Annotated in this window: 19 protein-coding genes and 1 tRNA gene; 9 read left to right on the top strand and 11 right to left on the bottom strand. The window is 70.8% G+C overall.

Going from position 1 to position 24,204, the window contains the following annotated elements; genetic code table 11:
- The first annotated feature begins 365 nt into the window (after positions 1–365).
- Entirely contained in the window at positions 366–2,033 is a 1,668-nt protein-coding gene (locus AB0J74_RS00575) for a hypothetical protein (RefSeq protein WP_363442705.1), read from the top strand.
- A 32-nt stretch (positions 2,034–2,065) separates the two neighbouring features.
- Here the strand turns inward: AB0J74_RS00575 and coaE are convergent, their stop codons facing one another.
- Positions 2,066–2,977, bottom strand: a complete 912-nt coding sequence (coaE, locus tag AB0J74_RS00570) for a dephospho-CoA kinase (protein ID WP_363442702.1) — start codon at positions 2,975–2,977, stop codon at positions 2,066–2,068.
- Between the two features lie 114 nt (positions 2,978–3,091).
- Positions 3,092–4,585, bottom strand: a complete 1,494-nt coding sequence (gene rpsA / locus AB0J74_RS00565) for a 30S ribosomal protein S1 (RefSeq protein ID WP_363442699.1) — start codon at positions 4,583–4,585, stop codon at positions 3,092–3,094.
- 260 nt (positions 4,586–4,845) lie between these two features.
- Here rpsA and AB0J74_RS00560 point away from each other — a divergent pair, with 260 nt between their 5' ends.
- Genes AB0J74_RS00560 through AB0J74_RS00545 form a run of 4 tightly spaced genes read left to right on the top strand, consistent with a single transcriptional unit; the run spans position 4,846 to position 7,761 of the window.
- Positions 4,846–5,649, top strand: a complete 804-nt coding sequence (locus AB0J74_RS00560) for a class I SAM-dependent methyltransferase (protein ID WP_363442696.1) — start codon at positions 4,846–4,848, stop codon at positions 5,647–5,649.
- A 54-nt stretch (positions 5,650–5,703) separates the two neighbouring features.
- On the top strand, positions 5,704–7,206 hold the full coding sequence (locus AB0J74_RS00555) for an amino acid permease (RefSeq protein WP_363442693.1): 1,503 nt from the start codon (positions 5,704–5,706) through the stop codon (positions 7,204–7,206).
- 35 nt (positions 7,207–7,241) lie between these two features.
- Positions 7,242–7,445, top strand: a complete 204-nt coding sequence (locus tag AB0J74_RS00550) for a DUF2945 domain-containing protein (RefSeq protein ID WP_363442690.1) — start codon at positions 7,242–7,244, stop codon at positions 7,443–7,445.
- A complete protein-coding gene (locus AB0J74_RS00545; RefSeq protein WP_363442687.1) occupies positions 7,438–7,761 on the top strand; it encodes a DUF3140 domain-containing protein in 324 nt (107 codons plus the stop codon). The genes AB0J74_RS00550 and AB0J74_RS00545 overlap by 8 nt, the downstream gene beginning before the upstream one ends.
- Positions 7,762–7,820: 59 nt before the next feature.
- Here the strand turns inward: AB0J74_RS00545 and polA are convergent, their stop codons facing one another.
- Together polA and AB0J74_RS00535 are read right to left on the bottom strand one after the other, a co-directional pair.
- Positions 7,821–10,508 (bottom strand): DNA polymerase I, encoded by a 2,688-nt coding sequence (gene polA, locus AB0J74_RS00540; protein WP_363442684.1) that lies wholly within the window; start codon positions 10,506–10,508, stop codon positions 7,821–7,823.
- Between the two features lie 886 nt (positions 10,509–11,394).
- Positions 11,395–11,862: a MarR family transcriptional regulator gene (locus tag AB0J74_RS00535; RefSeq protein WP_363442681.1), complete on the bottom strand. Its 468-nt coding sequence runs from the start codon at positions 11,860–11,862 to the stop codon at positions 11,395–11,397.
- Positions 11,863–11,954: 92 nt separating this feature from the next.
- On the opposite strand from AB0J74_RS00535, the gene AB0J74_RS00530 reads away from it, so the two are divergent.
- Positions 11,955–12,806, top strand: coding sequence for an SDR family oxidoreductase (locus AB0J74_RS00530; protein WP_363442678.1), 852 nt, complete (start codon positions 11,955–11,957; stop codon positions 12,804–12,806).
- A gap of 62 nt (positions 12,807–12,868) precedes the next feature.
- On the opposite strand, the gene AB0J74_RS00525 is transcribed toward AB0J74_RS00530, so the two are convergent.
- The 7 genes from AB0J74_RS00525 to AB0J74_RS00495 all read right to left on the bottom strand — a co-directional run bounded on the left by AB0J74_RS00525 (position 12,869) and on the right by AB0J74_RS00495 (position 20,007).
- Entirely contained in the window at positions 12,869–13,582 is a 714-nt protein-coding gene (locus tag AB0J74_RS00525; RefSeq protein WP_363442675.1) for an ABC transporter ATP-binding protein, read from the bottom strand.
- On the bottom strand, positions 13,572–14,369 hold the full coding sequence (locus tag AB0J74_RS00520; RefSeq protein WP_363443995.1) for an ABC transporter ATP-binding protein: 798 nt from the start codon (positions 14,367–14,369) through the stop codon (positions 13,572–13,574). Before AB0J74_RS00520 ends, AB0J74_RS00525 begins: the two co-directional genes overlap by 11 nt.
- 121 nt (positions 14,370–14,490) lie before the next feature.
- Entirely contained in the window at positions 14,491–15,681 is a 1,191-nt protein-coding gene (locus AB0J74_RS00515; RefSeq protein ID WP_363442672.1) for a branched-chain amino acid ABC transporter permease, read from the bottom strand.
- Complete coding sequence (locus tag AB0J74_RS00510; RefSeq protein ID WP_363442669.1) at positions 15,678–16,628, bottom strand: branched-chain amino acid ABC transporter permease; 951 nt, start codon at positions 16,626–16,628, stop codon at positions 15,678–15,680. The genes AB0J74_RS00515 and AB0J74_RS00510 overlap by 4 nt, the downstream gene beginning before the upstream one ends.
- Positions 16,629–16,774: 146 nt before the next feature.
- A complete protein-coding gene (locus tag AB0J74_RS00505; RefSeq protein WP_363442666.1) occupies positions 16,775–17,941 on the bottom strand; it encodes a branched-chain amino acid ABC transporter substrate-binding protein in 1,167 nt (388 codons plus the stop codon).
- A gap of 206 nt (positions 17,942–18,147) precedes the next feature.
- The gene (locus AB0J74_RS00500) at positions 18,148–19,347 is read right to left on the bottom strand and encodes a hypothetical protein (RefSeq protein WP_363442663.1); all 1,200 of its coding nucleotides are present in this window, start codon (positions 19,345–19,347) and stop codon (positions 18,148–18,150) included.
- A gap of 33 nt (positions 19,348–19,380) precedes the next feature.
- Positions 19,381–20,007: a response regulator gene (locus tag AB0J74_RS00495; RefSeq protein ID WP_363442660.1), complete on the bottom strand. Its 627-nt coding sequence runs from the start codon at positions 20,005–20,007 to the stop codon at positions 19,381–19,383.
- A 134-nt stretch (positions 20,008–20,141) separates the two neighbouring features.
- Between AB0J74_RS00495 and AB0J74_RS00490 the strand changes: the two genes are divergently transcribed.
- The 3 genes from AB0J74_RS00490 (at position 20,142) to AB0J74_RS00480 (ending at position 24,195) form a co-directional block, all read left to right on the top strand.
- Positions 20,142–20,217 (top strand) — tRNA-Leu (locus tag AB0J74_RS00490).
- A gap of 94 nt (positions 20,218–20,311) precedes the next feature.
- Complete coding sequence (locus AB0J74_RS00485; RefSeq protein WP_363442657.1) at positions 20,312–23,275, top strand: glycine--tRNA ligase; 2,964 nt, start codon at positions 20,312–20,314, stop codon at positions 23,273–23,275.
- Between the two features lie 44 nt (positions 23,276–23,319).
- Positions 23,320–24,195: an NAD(+)/NADH kinase gene (locus AB0J74_RS00480; RefSeq protein WP_363442654.1), complete on the top strand. Its 876-nt coding sequence runs from the start codon at positions 23,320–23,322 to the stop codon at positions 24,193–24,195.
- Positions 24,196–24,204 lie beyond the last annotated feature (9 nt).

Here is a 24,204-nt window from a genome sequence, read left to right as displayed (position 1 = left end):
GTACGACATGTTCCCACGGGCCAACTCCGCGTAGGTGATCGGCTTCGATATTGTCATTGTGTGGGATAGGTCACCGCGCTACCGTTTGAGCGTAGGCCGCTCGCGGCGGCCGACCGGGAGCAATGACCGGGCCTCCACACCGGCCGGTCGTCCCCGGCGCTGTGGTTGCAGCCCCGGCACATCGTCGGCGTGCGCACCCGACGCGGTCGCGCGATGCGCAGACCGGCCGCCGCGAGCGCCCTGACCTCATTGGTCGCACAGGGCGCTGCCAACACACCGATCACACGTCACCTCTGCCACGGTCAGCCGTTCAACCACGCGTGACCCTTTCCCGTCGTCCCGCCGATCGGCGGCGCGTTGTCGCGTTGGTCGTACTCTCCTGTCTGTCCCTCGGGTCGATCGCCGGCCTGGTCGGCGGCATGGTCTCCTGCGCGCCGGAGAAGCAGGCCGTGCAGGCCCGGCCGCTGTCCGCGAGCGAGGCCAGCCGCCTCGGCGACATGCGGGTCACCAACTACCGCGACGAACGCGCCGGCATCCACGCCACCTGGGGCGACGGAGCCGCCCAGGTGCGCGTCGCCGGCTGGATCGACTGGAAGAAATCGCTGGCGTACGTGCGGGTCGGTGGTCCCGGCGCCGGCGATCGGCGGGGACTGCTGCAGGCCGTACCCGGTGTGCTGGCGACCCGGTCCGCCACCCCAGGCGAGGCGGCCGAGGAGGCCGATCCCGCGCAGTCGACCGACGCGACGAAGCCGGCGCCGCCGGTCGCCGAGCCGCCGGCGACTCCGCCGGCCGACGGCTGGCAGATCCGCCCCTGGTCGGCGTCGGGGAAGACGGCCAAGCCGCTGGACGCGTTCCTGTCGCTGATGTTCGTCATGGCGAGCACCAAGCCGGACCCGGCGGATCTGCTGGCAAGGACGGAGTCGCGCTGGATGGGCCAGGAACGCATCGGGGGTACGACGGTCGACGTGCTGCTCGGCCCCGCGGTGCCGCCACAGCCGCTGCCGACCGTGACCCCGCCGGCCCCCGCCAAGCCGAAGTCGACCCCGTCGAGCACCGCCGCCGAGCCGACGACGGACGGCCCGACCGCGACCGAGCCGAGCGCCACCGAGCCGGCCGGCGACGAGACCACCCGGCAGCCCGAGCGGGCCAAGGCCAGCGCGAGCGCCTCGCCCGGGATGACGGCGGCGAGCCCGAGCCCGTCGCGGACCGCGCCGCCGACCGCCCTCAACGAACTCGGCGGCACGGTCCGCTACTGGCTGGACAGCGGGGCCAAGCTGCGCCGGTTCGAGGCACTGCTGCCCGGCAACCTGTCGGTGCGCGCCGACCTCGACCGGGAGAACCGCCCCGAGCTGACCGCGGTCGCCGCGTTCGGCGGGGCGCCGATCACGCCGCGGGCGCCGAGCAAGACCGAGGCGGCGCTGCTGGCCAAGATGCGCCAGCGCAACCTGGAGCGCGGCGGCGCGCGGCTGACCATCGACGTGCCGACGCTGCCGGTCGCCGACCTGCGCGGCGGTGGCTGGCTGGACTGGAACTCCACCGTGGCCTACCTGGCCGTCGCCGACACGGCCAAGCCCACCGACGTGGCGTTCCTGCGGGCCAGTGTGGGTGGGGTGGCCTACCAGACCAGAACCGGTAAGGCGATGGACACCCCGCCCCTGCCGGCGCCGGACAGCGGCTGGCAGTTCCAGGCGTGGGCCCAGCGCACCGACGCGCGCGGCAGCCTCGACATCGACCTGCTGCTCGGCGAGGCCCTGGCATCGGCGGCGACGACCAGGGACAGCGCGTCGTACTTCGTCGACCACGCGTCGTTCCTGCGCAAGGACAAGATCGACGGGGTCGGTGTGACCGTCTTCGAGATCGCGAAGCCCGCCGAGCAGGGCATCATCGGCCGCGGCCAGGCCCGGATGCGCTACTGGCTCGACAAGACCGGGGCCGTCCGCAGGCTGGAGGCCCGCACCCGATCCGGCACCTGGGCCCAGCTCAACCTGACCGACGACACCATCCCGACCCTGCCCACCGCACCCCTCGGCTAGCCCTTGGACCAGCGCCCGGCCGGCAGGCCCAGTTAGCTGACCCGCACACTCAGCTCAGCGGGGCGGCCGGGGTCGGCGTTGGCATAGCCGTCGGCGAGGGGCAGGAACCCGGCCGCGGCGAGAGGCGAGCGCAACGCGTCGGCCTCCGCCGCCGAGCCGATCGTCAGCGCCATGCCGATGACGTCCGGCGCGGGCTGCCCGGACACCGAGGTCGGTCCGACATGGGCGATCGGGAGCTGACCGGCGCGGTGCCGGATCCTGGCCGCGAGCCGCTCGAACTGGGCCGGCCAGGTCGGGTCGTAGTCGACGACGGACGCGGACCCGGCAGCGGGCCGCCCCTGCGCGAGGTTGCGGGCGAACGGCACGAGGCGCTCGGCCCACAGGGCGTCGGCGGCAGCCTCCAACGATGACGGTGCGCCGCTGTTGTCGAGCACCACGTCGGCCGCCGCGCGGCGGGTGGCATCGTCGATCTGGGCGGCGATCCGGGCCGACGCGTCCTCGGTGGTCATCCCCCGGTCGCGGACGAGCCGCTCGACCCGCACCGCCGGCGCCGCGTCGACCACGACGACCAGGTGGTAGGCCGCGGCGAGACCGCCCTCGACCAGCAGCGGAATGTCGTTGACGATGATCGACCCGGCCGGCGCCGCGGCCGCCAGGGCCGCGCTGCGGGCCTGGATCAGCGGGTGCAGGATCCCTTCGAGCCGCTGGCGGGCGGACGGGTCACCGAAGACGATCCGGCCCAGCGCGGGCCGGTCGAGGGCGCCGTCGCGCAGCACCCCCGGCCCGAACGCCGCGACCACCGCGTCGAGGCCGGGCGTGCCGGGCTCGACCACCTCGCGCGCCAGCCGGTCGGAGTCGATCACCACGGCGCCGTTGGCGGCGAACCGCGCAGCCGCCGCGCTCTTGCCGGCACCGATCCCGCCGGTCAGCCCCACACGTAACACGGGCGCCAGGCTAACAAGGTGACCGCACGATGCCCTGCCGCGGCGCGGCGGACAGGTCAGCGAACACAGCGGCCCCGCACCTTGCGGTGCGGGGCCGTCGTGGACGTGCCGTGCTTACTTGCCGGCCAGCTTCTCCCGAAGCGCGGCGAGCGCTTCGTCGGTCGCCAGCGTGCCGGCCGGCTCCTCGGCCGGACGGGACGGCGTGGAGGACGAGGACGTAGCCCCGCCTCCACCCTGGCCCGCCGGCGCGGGCGGAGCCGCGGCGGCCTCGGCGTCGGCGGCGCGGGACGACTGCACCTGCTTGGTGTGCGCCTCCCACCGCTGGCGCGCCTCGGCGTACTGCGTCTCCCAGGTTTCGCGCTGCTTGTCGTAACCCTCGAGCCACTCACCCGTCTCCGGGTCGAAGCCCTCGGGGTAGATGTAGTTGCCCTCGTTGTCGTAGGTCGCCGCCATGCCGTAGAGCGTCGGGTCGAAGTGCTCCTCGCCCTCGACGAAGCCCTCGTTGGCCTGCTTGAGCGACAGCGAGATCCGCCGGCGCTCGAGGTCGATGTCGATGACCTTGACCATGACGTCGGAACCGACCTGGACGACCTGCTCCGGGATCTCCACGTGGCGCTCGGCCAGCTCGGAGATGTGGACCAGGCCCTCAATGCCGTCGTCGACCCGGACGAACGCGCCGAACGGCACCAGCTTGGTGACCTTGCCGGGCACGATCTGCTGGATCGCGTGGGTGCGGGCGAACTGACGCCACGGGTCTTCCTGCGTCGCCTTGAGCGACAGGGAAACCCGCTCGCGGTCGAGATCGACGTCGAGAACCTCGACCTCGACCTCCTGGCCCACCTCGACGACCTCGGACGGGTGGTCGATGTGCTTCCAGGAGAGCTCGGAGACGTGCACCAGACCGTCGACGCCGCCCAGGTCGACGAACGCGCCGAAGTTGACGATCGACGAGACCACGCCCTTGCGGACCTGGCCCTTCTGGAGCTTGTTGAGGAACTCGGTGCGCACCTCGGACTGGGTCTGCTCGAGCCAGGCCCGGCGCGACAGAACCACGTTGTTGCGGTTCTTGTCGAGCTCTATGATCTTGGCCTCGAGCTCACGGCCCACGTAGGGCTGAAGGTCACGGACCCGCCGCATCTCGACGAGGGACGCGGGCAGGAAGCCGCGCAGACCGATGTCGAGAATCAGACCACCCTTGACCACCTCGATGACGGAGCCGCGGACGACGCCGTCCTCTTCCTTGATCTTCTCGATGGTGCCCCACGCCCGCTCGTACTGCGCGCGCTTCTTCGAGAGGATCAGGCGACCCTCCTTGTCCTCCTTCTGGAGGACCAGGGCCTCGATGTGATCACCGACCGACACCACCTCGGCGGGATCGACGTCGTGCTTGATCGACAACTCACGAGAGGGGATGACCCCCTCGGTCTTGTAGCCGATGTCGAGCAGGACCTCGTCCCGATCGACCTTGACGACGGTGCCTTCGACAATGTCGCCGTCGTTGAAGTACTTGATGGTCTCGTCGATCGCGGCGAGGAACGCTTCCTCGGAACCGAGGTCGTCGACGGTGACCTTGTTGGCGCTCGAGGTGGCCTCGATGCTGCTCGTCATGTGGGCGGTTGCTCCGGTCGGATGGTGTGTCACAGCTGCGATGCGGGTAGCTAATGACCTGTGTGCGCCCACGAATTGGTCGTCGGGCACACCGCAACGATCGCCCATGATCATTGATGGTGTCCGTCGACCGCGGACGCCTGCTCCCTGCCGAGGCACACAATCCGCGTGCGCATCGACTAGCTTACCGTGCGCATTACCACAGCGTGCAAGCCCTCCCCAAGCCGCGCCGGGTTCGTACCGCGTGATGGGGTTACGTGGTGTCTGACGACGATCCCGCCGTGGGCCCGCGGAGCGTGACCGACGCCGAGGCCCGCCGAGCCAGCAGGGGCTGGTGGGACAAGGACGCCGACGCCTACCAGGCCGAGCACGGCGAGTTCCTGGGTGAGGTGGATTTCCGCTGGTGCCCGGAGGGATTGCGGGAGGCCGACGCGCACCTGCTGGGCCCGGTGAGCGGCCGCCGGATCATCGAGGTCGGCGCCGGCGCCGCGGCCGCCGCGCGCTGGCTCGCCACGCAGGGTGCGCAGGTGGTCGCCACGGATCTGTCCGGCGGCATGCTGCGGCACGCTGTGACCCAGAACACAGCGTCGGGCGTACGCCTGCCGTTGGTTCAGGCCGACGCGCTGGCGCTGCCGTTCCGCACCGGGGCGTTCGACATCGCGTTCACCGCCTTCGGCGCCGTGCCGTTCGTGGCCGACTCGGCCGCTCTGATGCGCGAGGTGTTCCGGGTGGTGCGGCCGGGCGGGCGGTGGGTGTTCGCGGTGACCCACCCCATGCGGTGGATCTTCCTGGACGATCCGGGCGAGGGCGGCCTGGTGGCCGTCCACTCCTATTTCGACCGCCGGCCCTACGTCGAGACGGCTCCCGGCGGTACGCCGACCTACGTCGAACAGCACCGGACGCTCGGCGACCGGATCCGCGAGCTGGTGGCCGCCGGTTTCGTCCTCGAGGACCTGGTCGAGCCCGAGTGGCCCGAGGGCCACACCCAGGTCTGGGGCCAGTGGAGCCCGCTGCGCGGCCGCCTCTTCCCCGGCACCGCGATCTTCGTCGCCGCGCGCCCGTAGCGGGGTCCGCCGCTCGCGCTGCGGTTCGGCCGGCGCGGGTCGAGAATCGCATCCATGGCCCTCCCCGTCTTCCGCACCAAGAGCATCGAGCGGTCCATTCAGGAGACTGACGAGCCCGGGCACAGGCTCAAGCGCGAACTGAGCGTCCTGGATCTGACGGTCTTCGGCGTGGGCGTGATCGTCGGCACGGGCATCTTCGTGCTCACCGGCCAGCAGGCGGCCCGCAACGCCGGCCCGGCGATCGTCATCTCGTTCCTGCTCGCGGCGATCGTCTGCGCGCTGGCCGCGCTCTGCTACGCGGAGTTCGCGTCGACGGTGCCGGTGGCCGGGAGCGCCTACACGTTCGGCTACGCCACGCTCGGCGAGTTGGTCGCCTGGATCATCGGCTGGGACCTGGTGCTGGAACTCGGCCTCGGCGCGGCGGTGGTGGCGCGCGGCTGGAGCGCGTACCTCCAGACGCTCTTCGGCCTGCCCACCTGGCTCGCGGGAGACGACGCCATCCCCGACTGGGGCGCGATCTTCATCGTGGCCCTGCTGACCCTCGTCGGCGTGATCGGCACCAAGCTGTCCGGCCGGTTCACCGGCGTCCTCGTCGCGATCAAGATCGCGGTGGTGCTGTTCGTGATCGGCCTCGGGCTGTTCTACATCACCTCCGACAACTGGAGCCCGTTCGTGCCGCCGGGCCAGCCCGCTCCCGGCGTGTCCGGCGGCGAGGAGCCGCTGCTGCAGGCGCTGCTCGGCGTGGTGCCGCAACAGTTCGGCGTGTTCGGCATCGTGGCGGCGGCGTCGATCGTCTTCTTCGCCTACATCGGCTTCGACGTCGTCGCGACCACCGCCGAGGAGACCCGCAACCCGCAGCGCGACATGCCCCGCGGCATCCTGGCGTCACTGGCGATCTGCGCGGTGCTCTACATGGCGGTGGCGTTCGTGGTGACCGGAATGTCGAAGTACTCCTCGCTGGACACCGGCGCCCCGCTGGCGAAGGCGTTCACGGACGTCGGCGTCGACTGGGCGTCGAAGGTGATCTCGGTGGGCGCCGTCTGCGGCATCACGACGGTGATCCTGGTGCTGCTGCTCGGCCAGTCGCGGGTGCTGTTCGCGATGTCCCGCGACCACCTGCTGCCGCCGACGCTGGCCCGGGTCCACCCGCGGTTCGGCACGCCGTGGCTGCTCACCATCGCCACCGGCGCCGTGGTCGCGATCGTCGCCGGTTTCGTGCCGCTGTCGAAGCTGTCGGAGCTCACCTCGATCGGCACGCTGTTCGCGTTCGTGGTGGTGGCGATCGGTGTCGTGGTGCTGCGACGGACGCGGCCCGACCTGCCGCGGGCGTTCCGTACGCCGTGGGTCCCGGTCCTGCCCATCGTGGCCGTGCTGGCCTGCCTCTGGCTGATGATCAACCTGCCGGTCGACACCTGGATCCGGTTCCTGGTCTGGATGGCGATCGGTTTCATTCTCTACTTCGGCTACGGCATGCACGCCGCCGGTCGCCGGCGCGAGTCGGAGGCGCCGGCACCGACCCCGGTCTCCCCGGCCCCCGGGCCACACGACCGGGTGTGACGTTTTGCCGCTTTTCTTCCGGGTATCCGCGGGCCATGGGACTTCGGAAGGGTGACAAGGTCAGTTGGCGTAGCCATGGTCAGCGGGTCATGGGCACGGTCGAGGAGAAGATCACCTCGCGTACGTCGGCCGCCGGGCGCACGGTGGACGCGTCCGAGGAGGAGCCGCAGTACCGCGTGCGCAGCGACCACACCGGCCAGGACGCCGTCCACACCGAGGAGGCGCTGCGCCGTGAGTGACGAGGTGGCGGAGTTCGGCGCGGTGGTCAACATGGCTCCCGCGGAACTGGAGCGCTGGCTGGCCACCGAGGATTCGCGGTCGGTCGGCCAGAAGTCGCCGGACGGCGGCGAGTCGACCGGCCACGCGTCCGGCCGCCGGATCGTCAAGCTGTTGCGCACGAACAAGGCGGACCTGACCGAGGCCGACCGCGCGCACATGCGCAAGGTGGTGGGTTATGTGCGCCGCCACTCGGCCCAGCGCCCGGCCGGCGACATCACCGAGACGGCGTGGCGCTACTCGCTGATGAACTGGGGCCACGACCCCCTCAAGTCCTGAGCCGCGTCAACGTTCCCGCGCCGGGCGCTGGCCGCGGCCGCTTGCCGGCGGCGGCGACGTCAGTGGTCGGCGCTGTTCCAGTCGCGGCCCAGGCCGACCGACACCTCGAGCGGCACCGCCAGCGGGTAGGCGCCGCCCATGGCCTCGCGCACGATCGCCTCCAGTTGCTCGCGCTCGCCCTCCGCGACCTCGAACACCAGCTCGTCGTGCACCTGGAGCAGCATCCGCGAGCGCAGGCCCGCGTCCTTGATCGCGGCGTCGACGCGCAGCATCGCGACCTTGATGATGTCGGCGGCCGAGCCCTGGATGGGTGCGTTGAGTGCCATCCGCTCGGCCATCTCGCGGCGCTGGCGGTTGTCGCTGATCAGGTCGGGCAGGTAGCGGCGGCGGCCGAGGATCGTCTCGGTGTAGCCGTCCTGGCGGGCGCGGTCGACCACGGCACGCAGGTAGTCGCGGACGCCGCCGAAGCGGTCGAAGTATTCGTCCATCAGGCCGCGGGCCTCGTCGGCGCCGATGCCGAGCTGCTGGGAGAGGCCGTAGACGCTCAGCCCGTACGCCAGGCCGTAGTTCATCGCCTTGATCTTGCGGCGGTGGTCGGCCGTGACCTCTTCGAGCGGGATGGTGAAGACCGACGACGCCGTCGCCGCGTGGAAGTCGGCGCCCGAGTTGAACGCGTCGATCAGGGCCTCGTCTTTCGACATGTCGGCCATGATGCGCATTTCGATCTGGCTGTAGTCGGCGGTCAGCAGCGTCTCGTAGCCCTCGCCGACCACGAACGCCCGCCGGATGCGGCGCCCCTCTTCGGTGCGGATCGGGATGTTCTGCAGGTTGGGGTCGGTCGACGAGAGACGACCCGTCGCGGCCACCGTCTGGAAATAGGTGGTGTGGATGCGGCCGTCGTCGGACACCGACTTGAGCAGCCCGTCCACCGTGGACTTGAGCTTGGCGACGTCGCGGTGCCGCAGCAGGTGCTCGAGCAGCGGGTCGCCGGTCTGCACGAACAGCCCCTGCAGCGCGTCGGCGTCGGTGGTGTAGCCGGACTTGATCCGCCGGGTCTTCGGCAGGCCGCGCTCGGTGAACAGGATCTCCTGCAACTGCTTCGGAGAGCCCAGGTTGAACTCGCGCCCGACCACCGCGTAGGCCGCCTCGGCCGCCGCCTTCACCTCGGCCGCGAAGTGCGCCTCGATGTCGGAGAGGTAATGCGTGTCGGCCGCTATGCCGACCTGCTCCATCCGGGCCAGGACCTCGGAGAGCGGCAACTCGACGTCGGCCATCAGGCGGATCGAGAGCTCGCCGTCGCGGGACAGTTCGGCGTCGATCGCCTCGGCCAGGTCGAGTGTGGCCCGGGCGTGCAACATCAGGTTCTGCTCGACGATGCCCTCGTCGGTGCCCAGCCCGTCGATGGTGAGCTGCCCGGTCTCCGGCGTGTCGACCCGCAGCTCGCGGTGCAGGTAGCGCAGGGCGAGGTCGGCCAGGTCGTAGGTGCGCTGGTCGGGGCGGGCCAGGTAGGCGGCGATGGCCGTGTCGCGAGCGACGCCGCGCAGCTCCCAGCCGCGGTTGGCGAACGCCAGCCGGGCCGGCTTGCTGTCGTGCAGCACCTTGGGGTGCTCGTCGGAGGCGAGCCAGCCGGCGACCGCGGCCTCGTCGTCGGGCTCGAGCTGAGTGGGGTCGAACCAGGCGGCCGGCCCGTCGGCGGTGGCCAGCGCGATGCCGGTCAGCTCGCCGGTGCCCCGCCCGAAGTGCCCCGCCACGGCCACACCGGTCGGCACGCCGGGCCGCACGTGCTCGGCCACCCAGGACCCGACCGCGCCCGCGGCCAGCACCTCGCCGAACAGGTCGAACCCGGACTCGGCCTCGGGCTCGACGGCGTCGAGGTATTGGTAGAGCCGCTCACGCAACACCCGGAACTCGAGCGCGTCGAAGACCTGGTGCACGGCCTCGCGGTCCCACCCGTGCCAGCGCGCGTCTTCGGGACCCATCGGCAGCTCGAGGTCGCAGACCAGCGCGTTGAGCTCGTAGTTGCGCATGACGTTGGCCAGGTTGGCCCGCAGGTTCTCGCCCGCCTTGCCCTTGATCTTGTCGGCGTTGGCGATCACCCCGTCGATACCGCCGTACTCCTTGATCCATTTGGCCGCGGTCTTGTCACCCACGCCCGGCACGCCCGGCAGGTTGTCGCTGGTCTCCCCCACCAGCGCCGCCTTGTCGCGGTAGCGGCTCGGCGGCACGAAGTATTTGGCCTCGACCGCCTCGGGGTTCATCCGCCAGACCTCGGAGACGCCACGCACCGGGTAGAGCACGGTGACATGCTCGTCGACCAGCTGAAACGCGTCGCGGTCGCCGGAACTGATGATCACCTCCATGCCCGCCTTGCGCGACTGCCTGGTCAACGTGCCGATCACGTCGTCGGCCTCGTAACCGGGCTTCTCCACCACCGGGATGCGCAGCGCGGCCAGCACCTCTTTGACCAGGCTGACCTGCCCCTGGAACGGCTTGGGCGTCTCGGACCGCCCGGCCTTGTATTCCGCGTAACGCTCGGTGCGGAACGACTGCCGCGACACGTCGAAAGACACGATGATGTGCGTCGGCTTCTCGTCGCGCAGCATGTTGATCAGCATCGACGTGAACCCGAACACCGCGTTGGTCGACTGCCCGGTCGCGGTGGAGAAGTTCTCCACCGGCAGGGCGTGAAACGCGCGGTAGGCCAGCGAGTGGCCATCGAGCAGCAGGATCCGGGGTTGGTCGCTCACCCGAGCGATGCTAGTCGCCGGGTACGACAAGTTGTCCGCCGGTCCCGAGCAGTTTCATCCGCGATGTCCGGATCAGGTCAGGATCAGGGCGATACTGGCCCGGGTCCGCTTCGGTCCGGACCGCCGCTCCCGCCGGAGACCGCTCGCTTCGCGTCGCTGCCACCTCCGCGACACGCACGCTTCCTCTCCTCTCAGCCCTCAATGCCGTGGCCGACCGAGGCAAGAACCGGCCGTCAGCGTCGATCGTCGGCCGAGGACTTGTCCCCCGGCATCAGGCCAACACCCGGGTAGCTCAGCCACCGGCGCCGCCGTGGCCCGAACGCTCGTCCCCCGGCATCAGGCCATCCGGAAGCTCAGCCACCGACGTCGTACTGGCCCGAACACGTGTCCCTCACTGTCGGGCCAACGCCCGGGTAGCTCAGCCCTTCGCGTCATGCCCGACGACCGCCGGAGGCTGCGCTCCTCGTGGTCTCGGCCGACGCCCTCGGGGCCGACCGACCTTCAGGGCCGACGGGCACTCAAGGCCAACGGACCCTCAAGGCCGACCGAACCTCAAGGCCGACCGAACCTCAAGGCCGACCGAACCTCAAGGCCGACCGAACCTCAAGGCCGACCGAACCTCAAGGCCGACCGAACCTCAATGCCAACGGCCCCCCGGGGCCAACGGCCCCCCGGGGCCAACGGCCCCCCGGGGCCAACGGCCCCCCGGGGCCGACCGAACCTCAGGACCGACGGGTCCTCAAGGCCAACGGACCCTCAAGGCCAACGGCCCCCCGGGGCCGACCGAACCTCAGGACCGACCGAACCTCAGGGCCGACGGGTCCTCAAGCCCGACGGCCCCTCAAGGCCAACCGAGCCTCGGGGTCATGGGCGACCGCCGGAAGCCTCAGCTCTCGGTGTCGTGGCCACTCGCCGGGAGGCTGGTCGTGGCCCGGCCCAGGGCGGCCCGGAAGTCGCGGTAGGTGTCGTCGCCGAGGACGCCGGCGAGGTCTTGTTCGATCTGGCTCACCAGGTTGTCGGAGGCTTCCATCAGGGCCAGGCCGCGGTCGGTCGGGACGATGAGCTTGGCCCGGCGGTCGGCGGGGTCGGGGGCGCGGCGGACGTACCCGAGGCGTTCCAGCTCGTCGATGATCGCGCCCATTGTCTGTTTGTTGCGGCCGGCCAGGCGGGCCAGCTCGCTCGGGCGGGTGCCCTCCGCGTCCAGGTAGGCGAGCACCGCGCCGTGTCGTGGGCGGGCGTCGGCGAAGCCGTGCTCCGCCGCGCGCGCGAAGATCTCGCGCTGGACGCGTGCCGAGAGCTGGACGGCCAGGATGCCGAGGTCCGGGTCCTGCTCCTTGCGTGTGCTGCGCTTCATATCTAGTCCATTCATTGGACGGTCACACTCTTGGACTATATCTTCGAGGCTGCGTGGTCGAGGCACGGCCCGCGGAACTGGAAGGAACAGCCATGACCATTCTGGTGACCGGAGCGAACGGGACGGTGTCGAGGGAGGTGCTCAAGGCGGTGGCCGGCAGCGAGCCGGTGCGGGCGCTCGTGCGGGACGCGTCGCGCGCCCCCGACCTCGACGGCGTCGAGTTCGTCGTCGGCGACCTCGATCGGCCCGACACGCTCGGGCCGGCCTTCGCCGGTGTGACCAAGCTGTTCCTGCTGACGCCGATGGGCGCGCACGCGCCGGCCCAGAGCATGAACGCGCTGTGGGCCGCCCGCCAGGCCGGGGTCAAGCACGTCGTGCGGCTCTCCGCCATCGGCGCTGCCCACGACGCGCCCACCCGCAACGGCCGGCTGCACGCCCTCTCCGACGCCGAGTTGCAGCAGTCGGGCATACCGTGGACGATCCTGCGCCCGAGCAACTTCATGCAGAACCTGTTCGGCGCGGTCAACGGCGGCGACCTCTACGGCGTCTTCGGCGAGGGCCGGGTGGGCGTGGTCGACGTGCGCGACATCGCCGCGGTCGCGGCCGAGGTGCTGGCCAACCCGGAGCCGCACGCGGGCAGGATCTACACGCCTACCGGCCCGGACAGCTTGTCGCTGCACGAGGTGGCTGAGCAGATCGGGCGGGAGCTCGGGCGGCCGGTGCGCTACGTGCCGCAGAGCCCGGAGCAGACTCACGACGCGCTGCGGCAGGCCGGCCTCGACGAGTGGATGGCGGCGGCGCTGACCGAGTATCGGTCCGCCTACGGCTCCGGCTGGGGCGATTTCACCAACGACCACGTCGCCACGGTCGTCGGCCGCGAACCGCACAGCCTGGCCGACTTCATCCGTGACCACCGCGACCGACTCGAGAACCCCGTCTCCTAGCCGCATATCGCGACGAGGCCCGGTCCGCCGTAGCGGGCCGGGCCTCGAACCTGGAACTCGGATCAGGCGATGCCGAGGTAGGCATCCTTGACCGCCGGGTCGTTGAGCAGGTCCCGGCCGGGGCCTTCCTTCACGATCTTGCCCGTCTCGAGCACATACGCCCGGTGGGCGCGGGAGAGCGCCTGCTGTGCGTTCTGCTCGACGAGCAGGATGGTCGTGCCGTCGCGCTGGTTGATCTCCGTGATGATCTCGAAGATCTGCTGGATCAGCATCGGGGCCAGGCCCATCGACGGCTCGTCGAGGAGCAGCAGCTTCGGGCGGCTCATCAGCGCGCGCCCGACCGCGAGCATCTGCTGCTCACCGCCGGACAGCGTGCCACCGGGCTGCTTGAACCGCTCGCGCAACCGCGGGAACAGGTCGAGCACGTGGGCCATGTCCTTCGCGATGTTCGCCGTGTCGCGGCGGGTGTAGGCGCCCATCTCCAGGTTTTCCCGCACCGACATGCCCGGGAAGACGCCCCGGCCCTCGGGTGACTGGCAGATGCCCTGGATGACCCGCAGGTCGGCCCGCATCCTGGTGATGTCGGCGCCGTTGAAGCGGATCCGGCCGCTCGCGATCGCGCGCAGCCCGGAGACCGCCCGCATCGTGGTCGTCTTGCCCGCGCCGTTGGCGCCGATCAGGGCCACGACCTCGCCCTGGTCGACGGTGATGGAGATGCCGTGCAGCGCCTGGATCCGCCCGTAGAGCAGCGTGATGTTGTCGATCTCAAGCAGCATCTGCGGGCACCCCCAGGTAGGCGGCGATCACCTTCGGGTTGTCGCGGACCTCGGCCGGCGAACCCTCGGCGATCTTCTTGCCGAACTCGAGCACCACGATCCGGTCGGTGACGCCCATGACCAGGCGCATGTCGTGCTCGATGAGCAGCACGGTCACGCCGGTGTCGCGGATGTCGCGGATCAGCTGGAGCAGCGAGTCTTTCTCGGCCGGGTTGAAGCCGGCCGCCGGCTCGTCGAGGCAGAGCAACGTCGGGCTGGTCGCCAGCGCGCGGGCGATCTCCAGGCGGCGCTGCTCACCGTAGGAAAGGTTCCGGGCCGCCTCGTCGTGCCGGCGGATGCCGACGAAGTCGAGCAGCTCGTGCGACCGTTCGCGGGCGCTGCGCTCCTCCTGCCAGTAGCGCGGCAGGCGCAGCAGCGCGCTGGGGACGCTCGTCTTGTGGTGCGTGTCGGCGCCCACCATGACGTTCTCCATCGCGGTCATCTCGGGGAAGAGCCGGATGTTCTGGAAGGTACGCGCGATGCCCAGCTTCGTGATCTTGTGGCGGGTGCGGCCGCTCAGCTTCTGGCCCTGGAACCGGATCTCGCCCGAGGTCGGGGTGTAGACGCCGGTCATGGCGTTGAAGCAGGTGGTCTTGCCGGCGCCGTTGGGGCCGATCAAGCCGAGGATCTCGCCCTCGTACAAGTTGAAGTTGACCTGGTCGAGCGCGACCACACCGCCGAAGCGCAGCGTCACGTTGTCGACCTCGAGCAGCGCCCGGCGGCCGGCCGGATCAACCGGCGTCTGCAGTGGCGTGAACGTGCCGGTCGGCGGCTCGGGCGGCACACCCACCATCGTGCGGGCGTCGGGCGCGGCGTCGCGCTCGCTGGTGACGTCGCGCTCGCTGGCGTCCTGTGGCTCGGGAGACGTCTCAGACACCGACCATCGCCTCCTTCTCGCGGTCCTTGAGCTCGGCGGCACGCCGCCGGTTGGGCCACAACCCCTGTGGTCGGAAAATCATGATCACGATGAGGATGATGCCGAAGAACAGGTAGCGCAGGTTGGTCGCGCTGACGTCGTAGGGCTCGCCGGCGATGCGCACCTGCTCCGGCAGGCCGAACACGTCGCCGACCGAACGCAGCCATTCCGGGACGTAGATGACCAGGAAGCCGCCCAGGATCGCACCGAAGATGTTGCCGGCACCGCCGAGCAGCACCGCGGCGAGCACCAGGATCGACTGCTCCAGCCGGAACGTCGAGGAGTTGACGAAGTTGGCCTGGCCCGCCCAGAGCGCGCCGGAGAAGCCGCCGATGCCGGCGCCCATCGCGAACGCCCAGAGCTTGAACTTGTAGGTCGGCACACCCATCAGCTCGGCCGCGTCCTCGTCTTCGCGGATGGCCACCCAGGCCCGGCCGACCCGGCTGCGGACCAGGTTCCGGATCAGGAAGACCATCGCGATGATGACGGTCAGCACCAGCCAGTAGTATGGCTTGGCGTCGAACGCGAAGATCGGTTTGCCGCCGCTGGATCCCGGCGGGTGAGCGATCTGGGAGATGCCCCGGTCGCCGTTGAAGATCCAGTCGTTCTGCTGCGCGACGATCCGGATCATCTCGGCGAACCCGAGCGTCACGATCGCCAGGTAGTCACCGCGCAATCTCAGCACCGGCCAGCCGAGTATGACCCCGGCCAGCAGTGAGAGCGCGATCGCCAGCGGCAGCGCGACCAGCCAGGGCCACGGGCTGTCGAGCCAGTTGTATTCCGTGAAGATCTTGCTCGTCGGCGAGGTCAACGTCGCGACCGTGTAGGCGCCGACGGCGAAGAAGCCGAAGAAGCCGAGGTCGAGCAGGCCGGCGTAGCCGACGACGATGTTGAGGCCCAGTGCCAGCAGGATGTAGTAGCCACACTGGAACAGCACCGTCGCCATGTCGTTGCGCGTGGTGTAGAGCGGGATGTATTCGCCCAGGGGCAGGCCCAGGTATTCGTAGAAGCCCTTCTCCGGCAAGGCGTAGAGGAAGACCACGAAGACCAGGATCAGACCGATCTTGGTCGCCTTGGGCTGGCGGTCCCAGCGCTGGCTCATGCCATGGCGGAAGTCGCGCCAGCGGGTGCGGAGGTCGGTCATGCGCGGGCCCTCCCGAGCGACTCGCCCAACAGGCCGGTCGGGCGGAACATCAGAAGCAGGATCAGCACGAGGAACCCGATGAAGTCGCGGAAGTTCGTGCCGAACAATGCCGAGCCGTAGTTTTCCACCAGCCCGAGCAGGATCCCGCCGAGGGCAGCGCCGCGCAGGTTGCCGATGCCGCCGAGCACGGCGGCGGCGAACGCCTTGAGGCCGATCAGGAAGCCGACGTTGAACCGGGTGCTCGCCGCCTTCATGTCGGACAGCACCGCCGCCACGCCGGCCATCAGGCCGCCGATCAGGAAGACCAGCAGGATGACGCGGTTCTTGTTGACGCCCATGAGGGCGGAGGTGTTCGCGTCCTGCGCCACCGCCCGGATGCCTCGGCCGAAGCGGGTGCGCTGGACGAACCAGTCGAGCCCGAGCATCGCGATGATCGCGACCGCCAGCGTGGTGAGCTGCAACGGTGTGATCGACCACGAACCGATCTTGGCGATCGGGTCGGTGGGCAGCATCGCCGGCACACCGAACTGGCGGCGGTTGGTGAAGGCACCCATGCCTTCGGAGAGCACGAAGGACGCTCCGATGGCGGTGATCAGGAAGGCGAGGGGTGGCGCGTTCCGGGCCCGCAAGGGCCGGTACGCGGTCACTTCCACGAGCATCGCGAAGAAGCCACAGAGGAGCGCGGCCACCACGATCGCCAGGATGATCAGGCCGGCGGCCTCACCGAGCGAGGGGCGTCCGGAGCTGGCGTCGAAGCCGAACGCCGACCAGGTCCAGATGGCACCGAACGTGCCGATCATGAAGACGTCGGAGTGTGCGAAGTTGATCAGGCGGAGCACGCCGTAGACGAGCGTGTATCCCAGCGCGATCAGGGCGTAGATCGCGCCCTGGGTCAACCCGGTGACCGTAAGCACCGGGAAACCATGGATCAGTTCGTTGAATTGCAACAGGTTCTCCCGGGAGATCCCTCAGTCAAGGCAGTGCGGCCGGGGCCATGAGCGCCCGGCCGCACCTGCGTGGGGTTGACGCGACCGTCGTGCCTGATGGAGGAGCCGGCCCGAGAGAGGTGATGTCGGGCCGGCTCAACCGTGGATCAGGCCTTCGGGATCTCCTTGTCCGGCGCCCAGGCGCCGGCCTTGGCGACGTAGGCCCAGACGCGGACCTGGGTCGGGTCGAGCTCGCCCTTGTCGTCCCACTTGTAGGTGACGCCGGTGGCCGAGCCCGCCTTGTTGTAGCTGGTCAGGAACGCCTGGATGTCTTCGCGGGTGGACTTACCCTCGCCGATGGCCTCGAGGAAGATCTTGGTGAGGTCGTAGGCGACGTCGGCGTAGACGCCCGGAGCGGCGTTGTATTCCTTCTGGAAGTCAGCCACGAAGTTGCCCTTGGCGGTGGTCGCCGGGGCGCAGGGGCAGGTCGCGACCGCGCCTTCGACGTCGGCCTTGCCCGTCACCGACAGCATGTTGGCGTCGTAGATGCCGTCACCACCGACGAAGGTGCCCTTGTAGCCGGCGGCCCGCAGCTGCTTGAGGAACGGGCTGGCCTCCTCGGTGTAACCACCGTAGAAGAGCGCGGTGGCACCGCTCGAGGTCACCTTGGTGACGATGGCGCTGAAGTCCTGCTGGTTGTCGGTCGCCTTGTCGGTGGCGGTCACCAGCGGGCCGAGCGACTTCTTGACCTCGTCGGCCAGGCCGGCGCCGTAGGCCGACTGGTCGTCGACGACGAACACCTTCTGCGCGCCGAGGCCCTTGATGTAGGTGGCAGCGGCCGGGCCCTGCGAGAAGTCGTTGCCGACGCCGCGGTGGAAGATCGTCCACTTGTTGTCGGCCAGGCTAGGCCGGGTCGCGGACTGGGTGATGACCGGCAGGCTGGCCTGCTGGAAGATCGGGTTCGCGGTCTCCGACTCGCCGGAGAACGCCGGGCCGACCATGCCGACGACCTTGGTGTCACCGACGGCGCTGGTGGCCAGACCACCGGCGAGCTCCGGCTTGCCCTGCGAGTCGTAAGCCTGGATCGAGACCTTGCAGTCGGCGTGCTCGGCGTTGTATTGCTTCACGGCCATGTCGGCGGCCTGCTTGCCGGGGAGGACCAGACCGGAGTCAGCGCCTGAGAGCGCGCCGAAGAAGCCGATCTTGAGGTCACACACCTTGCCGGCCTCGGTTCCGCCGGATGAGCCCTCGTCCTGCTTACATGCGGCCGCGCCGCCCATGACGAGCGCCGCGAGCGCGACGCCGCCGATAGCGCGTACGAATATCTGCCTCAAGGCTGAAGCCCCTTCTCCATCCATCAGCCCGCCGTCGCGGGCCGGGAGGTTGCAACGACGAACCGGACCGTTCACCCGGTCTGGGCCGGGACGTTATCCCACTACAGCGACCAACGTAAGGCCTCACCAGGCGCGTTGACGCAACCGTTACTTGGGGTGTCGGAATTGACCCCGCGGGTGTCACAGTCGACGGTCGTCGGCCGAGGTCACGGCCCGGGAAACCGGCTCGCCCAAACGCTACTGGCGGTTCCGTCGTCGGCGAGCAGCACGACCGTGTCGCCGGAACCGCCCACCGCGGTGGCGGTCGCGCCGCCCGGTCCGACATGGACAGGGGTGGCCACGCTCTGCCACTCCTTACCTTCAAGATCAGCGGTCCACAGCCGATGCCCGTCGGCGCCGGTGGTCGCGGCGACGACCCGGGAGGCCCCATCGAGCACGGCAAAAGCGTCAATACCGGCCACTACGCCCGCGCCGGTGGCGCCGAAATGGGTCACGGCGGACCAACCGCCACCGGTCGCGTCGCCGTGCCAGGCACCGAAGGCGGTGCCGGCCAGGCCGACGGCGACCAACCCGGCGGGGGTACGGGCCACCCGTTGCGCCTCCTCGTCATCGGGCGTCCCAGGTAGTGGGACACGGACCCAGGAGCGGGCGTCGGCCGAGGTCCACACGTAGGGGTCGCGGTCGATCCGCCCGGCCGGCCGGCCGCCGCCGCTGACCACCCAGCCGGTGGGTACGGCGACGGTGTCGGTCGCCGAGGTGCCCAACTGCGGGGTGCTGGCCAGCGGGGCCAGGTCTTCGTGGATCGTGAACAGGGTGGCGTCGGGCGAGGTCCAGACCGTCGCTCCGCCCGCCCGGTTGCCGGCGATCAGCCAGCCGCCCGGCCCGCCGCCGGCGATCCGGTTGGTGCTCACCTGGCGCCCGCCGCCGTAGAGCTCGAAGTCGGTCGACGGCACGGCGACCAGCGTGCCGTCGGCCCTGGAGTAGAAGGTGCGGACCCGCGGGTTGCCGTGCGCGCCGCCGCTCTTCGCGCCGATCGCGGCGAGCCGCCCGCCACCGCAGCCGAGCGCGTAGAGCACGCTGCGGATCGCGTAGTAGTCGCCGACGGTGTCGATCGGCACCGGCGCCCAGCCGGTGGCCGCGCTCGGGTCGGCCGTCGTCCAGAGCGCCGGCCGCGTGTCACCCGTCGGCGCGCCGACGCCGCCGCCCACGTACCAGTTGGCACCGCAGTGGATCGCGTCGCGGACCAGGTTCCGGCCGGGGGCGCCGGGCGGCGTCGGCAGCGTCAATTGTTTCCACTGTGGATGCAGCGGCTCCGGCGGCGCCGGTGGTCCGGCCGACTCACAGGCGGCCAACACGAGCACCAGTGCGGCCGCAGCGAACCGGAGGAAGCCATGATCTGCCCGCATGAGCCTCAGCATGCCGCCGGAGGCGGCGGTGGGCTACCCCGCGTCGGTCGGCGTCTCGGCCGCCGGGCCGCCGGCGCCCTCGGCCACGATGCGGTCGGCGACCTCGCGCATGGTCATCCGGTGGTCCATCGCGGTGCGCTGGATCCACTTGAAGGCCTGCGGTTCGGTCATCCCGTAGGTGGTCATCAGCGACCCCTTGGCCCGCTCGACGCTCTTGCGGGTCTCCAGCCGGTCGGCCAGACCGGCGACCTCCGACTCGAGCGAGGAGATCTCGGAGTAGCGGGACAGCGCGATCTCGATCGCCGGCACCAGGTCGCTCTTCTGGAACGGCTTGACCAGGTAGGCCATCGCACCGGCGGCGCGGGCCCGCTCGACCAGGTCGCGCTGGCTGAACGCGGTCAGGATGACGACCGGCGCGATCCGGCCGCCGGCGATCCGCTCGGCGGCGGCGAGCCCATCCATGATCGGCATCTTGATGTCGAGGATGACCAGGTCGGGCTTGAGCTCCTCGGCCAGCCGCACCGCGGTCTCGCCGTCGGCGGCCTCGCCGACCACGTCGTAGCCCTCTTCAACGAGCATCTCGGCGAGATCGAGCCGGATGAGCGCCTCGTCCTCGGCGATCAGCACGCGCCGACGTTCGGCAGTCTGCGACTCGCCCACGAAGCCTCTCCCCAGGTGTGCAATCCGCGACCGGCCTGTCCGGTGTCGCGCCCCTTAGCGTAGTAGGTAGGCTGAGTGCACTTCACCCTCGCGGTGCCAGGATGTGCAGTACCCTCGCGGTGCCAAGATCCGCAGTCCCCGTAGCCCAATGGCAGAGGCACGGAGCTCAAACCTCCGACAGTGTCGGTTCGAATCCGACCGGGGGCACCACCGGCCCCAGCGGCCCCAGGTGTCGTCGCCCGAAAGGGCCACTGCGCCGCCTGCGTAGGCTTGGACGGGACAAATCCCCATCAAGGAGTCATCGATGCTGACCATGCAGGACGCCCTGTCCCGGCTCACCGCCTACTGGGTCGACCAGGGTTGCCTCACGGTCCAACCGATGAACACCGAGGTCGGCGCGGGCACCCTCAACCCGGCGACGTTCCTGCGGGTGCTCGGCCCGGAGCCGTGGCGGGTGGTCTACGTCGAGCCGTCGGTGCGCCCCGACGACTCGCGCTACGGCGAGAACCCCAACCGGATCCAGACGCACACCCAGGTCCAGGTCATCCTCAAGCCCGAGCCGGGCAACGCCCAGGAGCTCTACCTCGACAGCCTGGCCGCGCTCGGCATCGACGTCGCCGCCCACGACGTGCGGTTCGTCGAGGACAACTGGGCCGCGCCGGGCGTGGGCGCCTGGGGCCTGGGCTGGGAGGTCTGGCTCGACGGCCTGGAGATCACCCAGTTCACCTATTTCCAGCAGGCCGGTGGGGTCACCCTCGACCCGCCGTCGGTGGAGATCACCTACGGCATCGAGCGCATCCTCATGGCGCTGCAGGGCGTCCGGCATTTCAAGGAAATCGCGTACGCGCCGGGAGTCAGCTACGGCGAGGTCTTCGGCCAGGGCGAGTACGAGATGTCCCGTTACTACCTCGACGACGCCGATGTCGAGACCAACCGGGTGCTCCTCGACCTCTACGCCGCCGAGGCGCAGCGGATGGTCGACGCCGGCCTGCCGGTACCCGCACACACCTACGTGCTGAAGAGCTCGCACGCCTTCAACGTGCTCGACGCCCGCGGCGCCGTCTCCACATCGGACCGCGCCGCCGAGTTCGGCCGGATGCGCCGGCTGGCCGGCGAGGTGTCCCAGCTCTGGATGGCCCGCCGGGAGCAGCTCGGCCACCCGCTCGGCGTCACCCCGCCGACCCCGGCCGCCACCGCGGCCGCCGAGGCCGAGGCGTCCACCGGCACCCGGCAGCTGGTCTTCGAGATCGGCACCGAGGAGATGCCGCCGGCCGAGGCCCGCGCCGCGCGCGAGCAGGTGCGCCGGGAGCTGACCGGGCGGCTGGCCGCCACCCGGCTCGCGCACGGCGAGATCCGGGTGCTGGCCACCCCGCGCCGGCTGGTCGCGATCGTCGACGGCGTGGCCGACCGCGAGCAGGACCACATGCGCACCGTCCGCGGCCCCAAGGTGTCGGCCGCCTACGACGCGGCCGGCGAGCCGACCCCCGCCGTCCGCGGTTTCGCCCGGGGCCAGGGCGTCGAACTGGCCGACCTGCAGGAGCAGGACGTCAACGGCACCCCGCACGTGGCGGTCGTGAAGCACGAGGCCGGCCGGCCCGCCGCCGAGGTGCTGGCCGAGGTGCTGGCCAAGATCGTCACCGGGCTGCGGTCGGCGAAGAACATGCGCTGGAACGACCCGGCCCTCTCGTTCACCCGCCCGGTCCGCTGGCTGCTGGCCCTGCGCGGCGACGAGGTCGTGCCGTTCGCCGTCTCGTCGCTCGCCTCGGGCCGGGAGACCCGGGTGCACCGCAAGGCCGCGACGCCGGTGGTCACCGTCAACAGCGCCGAGACGCACCTCGACACGCTGGCCGCGCACGGCATCGTGGCCGACCCCGACGACCGCCGCGGGCAGATCGTGGCCGCGGCGGAGCGGCTCGCGGCGGCCGCCGGCGGCCAGGTCGACATCGAGGGCGAGCGGGGGCTGATCGACCAGATCAACTACCTGGTCGAGACGCCGACCGCGCTGCTCGGCCGGTTCGACGAGAGCTACCTGCGGCTGCCCGAGGCGGTGCTGGCCACGGTCATGCGCAAGCACCAGCGCTACCTGCCGGTCCGCGGTGCCGACGGCGGGCTGCTGCCCTGCTTCGTCGCGGTGGCCAACGGCGACATCGACGAGGACCTGGTCCGGGCCGGCAACGAGGCGGTGCTGCGGGCCCGCTACGAGGACGCGGCCTTCTTCTACCGCGCCGACCGGGACACCGCGCTCGACGCGATGCGGGCCCGGCTGGAGCGGCTCACGTTCACCGACAAGCTCGGGTCGATGGCCGACCGGGCGGCCCGGATCAGCACGCTCGCCCGTACCCTGGCCAGCTCCATCGGGTTGAGCGGTGCCGAACGCGACACCCTGGGCCGCGCCGCCGAGCTCGTCAAGTTCGACCTGGGCGCGCAGCTCGTCACCGAGATGACCAGCCTGGCCGGTGTGATGGCCCGCGACTACGCCGCGCACGCAGGCGAGCCGGCCGCGGTGGCCGAGGCCGTCTTCGAGTCCGAGCTGCCGCGCAACACCGGCGACGCCGTACCCACGCATGTCCCTGGCGCCCTGCTGTCCCTGGCCGACCGCCTCGACCTGGTCGCGGGCCTGGCGGCGACGGTGGGCCTGCCGACCGGCAGCAGCGACCCGTTCGCGGTCCGCCGCGCGGTGCTCGGCCTGCTCGCCGTGCACCGCACCGGCCTGGTGCCCGTCAGCCTGACCGAGGCGCTGGCCGAGGCGGCCGCACACCAGCCGGTCGAGGTGGCGCCGAAGGTGCTGGCCGACGCGGCCGAGTTCCTGACCCGCCGGCTGGAGCAGGTGCTGGTCGAGGAAGGCCACCCGGTCGATCGGGTACGCGCGGTCCTCCCCCACGCCGACCGCCCGGCGCTGGCCGACCTGCTGCTGCACCAGCTCGACGAGCTGGTCAAGGACGAGCGGTTCCGGGCCCTGGTCGAGGCGATCCAACGGGCCCGCCGGATCGTGCCGGCCGGCACGCCCGCCGAGTACGACGCGGCCGCCCTGGTCGAGCCGGCCGAGCGCCGCCTCGACGAGGTGGTCCGCGGCATCGAGGTGCCGGGGCCCGACCTGACCGCCTTCCTCGCCGTCGCCGCCAAGGTCACCGAGCCGGTCAACACGTTCTTCGACGAGGTCTTCGTGATGGCCGAGGAGCCGGACCTGCGCCGCGCCCGGCTCGGCCTGCTGGCCACGGTCCGCGACCTCGGCGCCGGCATCCTCGACTGGGACCACCTGCGGATGTGAGCGCGATGAGGTCCATCGGCCTGGTTCTCCACCCCACGAGGGCGGTGGACCAGTCGCTGGACGTCATCCTCGGCTCGGCCCGCGAGGTGCCGGTCCGGGTCGTCGCACGCGAGATCGACCGGGCGCGGGTGCCCGCCGGGGTGCACATCGTCTCGGACGCGGAGTTCGGCGCGGTCGACGGCCTGGTCGCCCTCGGCGGCGACGGCACCATGCTGGGCGCGATGCGGCTGATGGTCGAGCGGCCCGTGCCGATCCTCGGCGTCAACCACGGCAACCTCGGTTTCCTGACCGAGGTCACCCCGGCCGGGCTGCCGAAGGCCCTGGCCCGGTTGGCCGCCGGCGACTACACGATCGAGCAGCACGCGGGTCTCGCGGTGACCACCGACGCCGAGCGCCGGTGCGCCTTCAACGACGTGGTGCTCGGCCGCACCGGGCCGGCCCGCACGACGTCGGTCGACCTGACGGTCAACGACGTGCACTACGGCTACTACCGGGCCGACGCGGTCATCCTTTCCACGCCCACCGGTTCGACCGCCTACAACTACTCGGCCGGCGGGCCGATCCTCTCGCCGTCGTCGAACGCGATGGTGGTGACCCCGGTCGCGCCGATGTCCGGCATCAGCCGCCCGGTCGTTCTCGGCGGCGGCGACCGGGTCTCGTTCCACGCCGAGGGCCCGCTCACCGTCGAGGCCGACGGGACGGGCGCGTTCCCGCTGCGCGCCGGCGGCAGCGTGGCCGTCGCCCTGCTGGCCGACGCGGCCCAGGTGGTGCGCCTGTCCGCGACCGAGTACGCGAGCCGCAGCCGGGTCCGCCTCAGCCTGCTCGACCTGCCCTTGCGCCCGGACCAGTTGCTCGAGCTGATCCCCGTCGAACTGCGCCGCAACGTGGCCGCGGCAATCGAGCGGCCCGACGGGCAATAGCATCGGCGG

The organism is Asanoa sp. NPDC049573, assembly GCF_040676615.1.
GTDB lineage: Bacteria > Actinomycetota > Actinomycetes > Mycobacteriales > Micromonosporaceae > Asanoa.
Note: the sequence above shows the minus strand (reverse complement) of the source record. Positions and strands in the feature narration are given on the sequence as shown.

Bases quoted from the DNA above. Each gene is read 5' to 3' on its own strand.
- AB0J74_RS00535 (WP_363442681.1), bottom strand. From the start codon at position 11,862: ATGAAGCGCAGCACACGCAAGGAGCAGGACCCGGACCTCGGCATCCTG.
- AB0J74_RS00525 (WP_363442675.1), bottom strand. From the start codon at position 13,582: ATGCTGCTTGAGATCGACAACATCACGCTGCTCTACGGGCGGATCCAG.
- AB0J74_RS00530 (WP_363442678.1), top strand. From the start codon at position 11,955: ATGACCATTCTGGTGACCGGAGCGAACGGGACGGTGTCGAGGGAGGTG.
- AB0J74_RS00515 (WP_363442672.1), bottom strand. From the start codon at position 15,681: ATGACCGACCTCCGCACCCGCTGGCGCGACTTCCGCCATGGCATGAGC.
- AB0J74_RS00550 (WP_363442690.1), top strand. From the start codon at position 7,242: ATGGGACTTCGGAAGGGTGACAAGGTCAGTTGGCGTAGCCATGGTCAG.
- AB0J74_RS00555 (WP_363442693.1), top strand. From the start codon at position 5,704: ATGGCCCTCCCCGTCTTCCGCACCAAGAGCATCGAGCGGTCCATTCAG.
- AB0J74_RS00485 (WP_363442657.1), top strand. From the start codon at position 20,312: ATGCTGACCATGCAGGACGCCCTGTCCCGGCTCACCGCCTACTGGGTC.
- rpsA (WP_363442699.1), bottom strand. From the start codon at position 4,585: ATGACGAGCAGCATCGAGGCCACCTCGAGCGCCAACAAGGTCACCGTC.
- AB0J74_RS00500 (WP_363442663.1), bottom strand. From the start codon at position 19,347: ATGCGGGCAGATCATGGCTTCCTCCGGTTCGCTGCGGCCGCACTGGTG.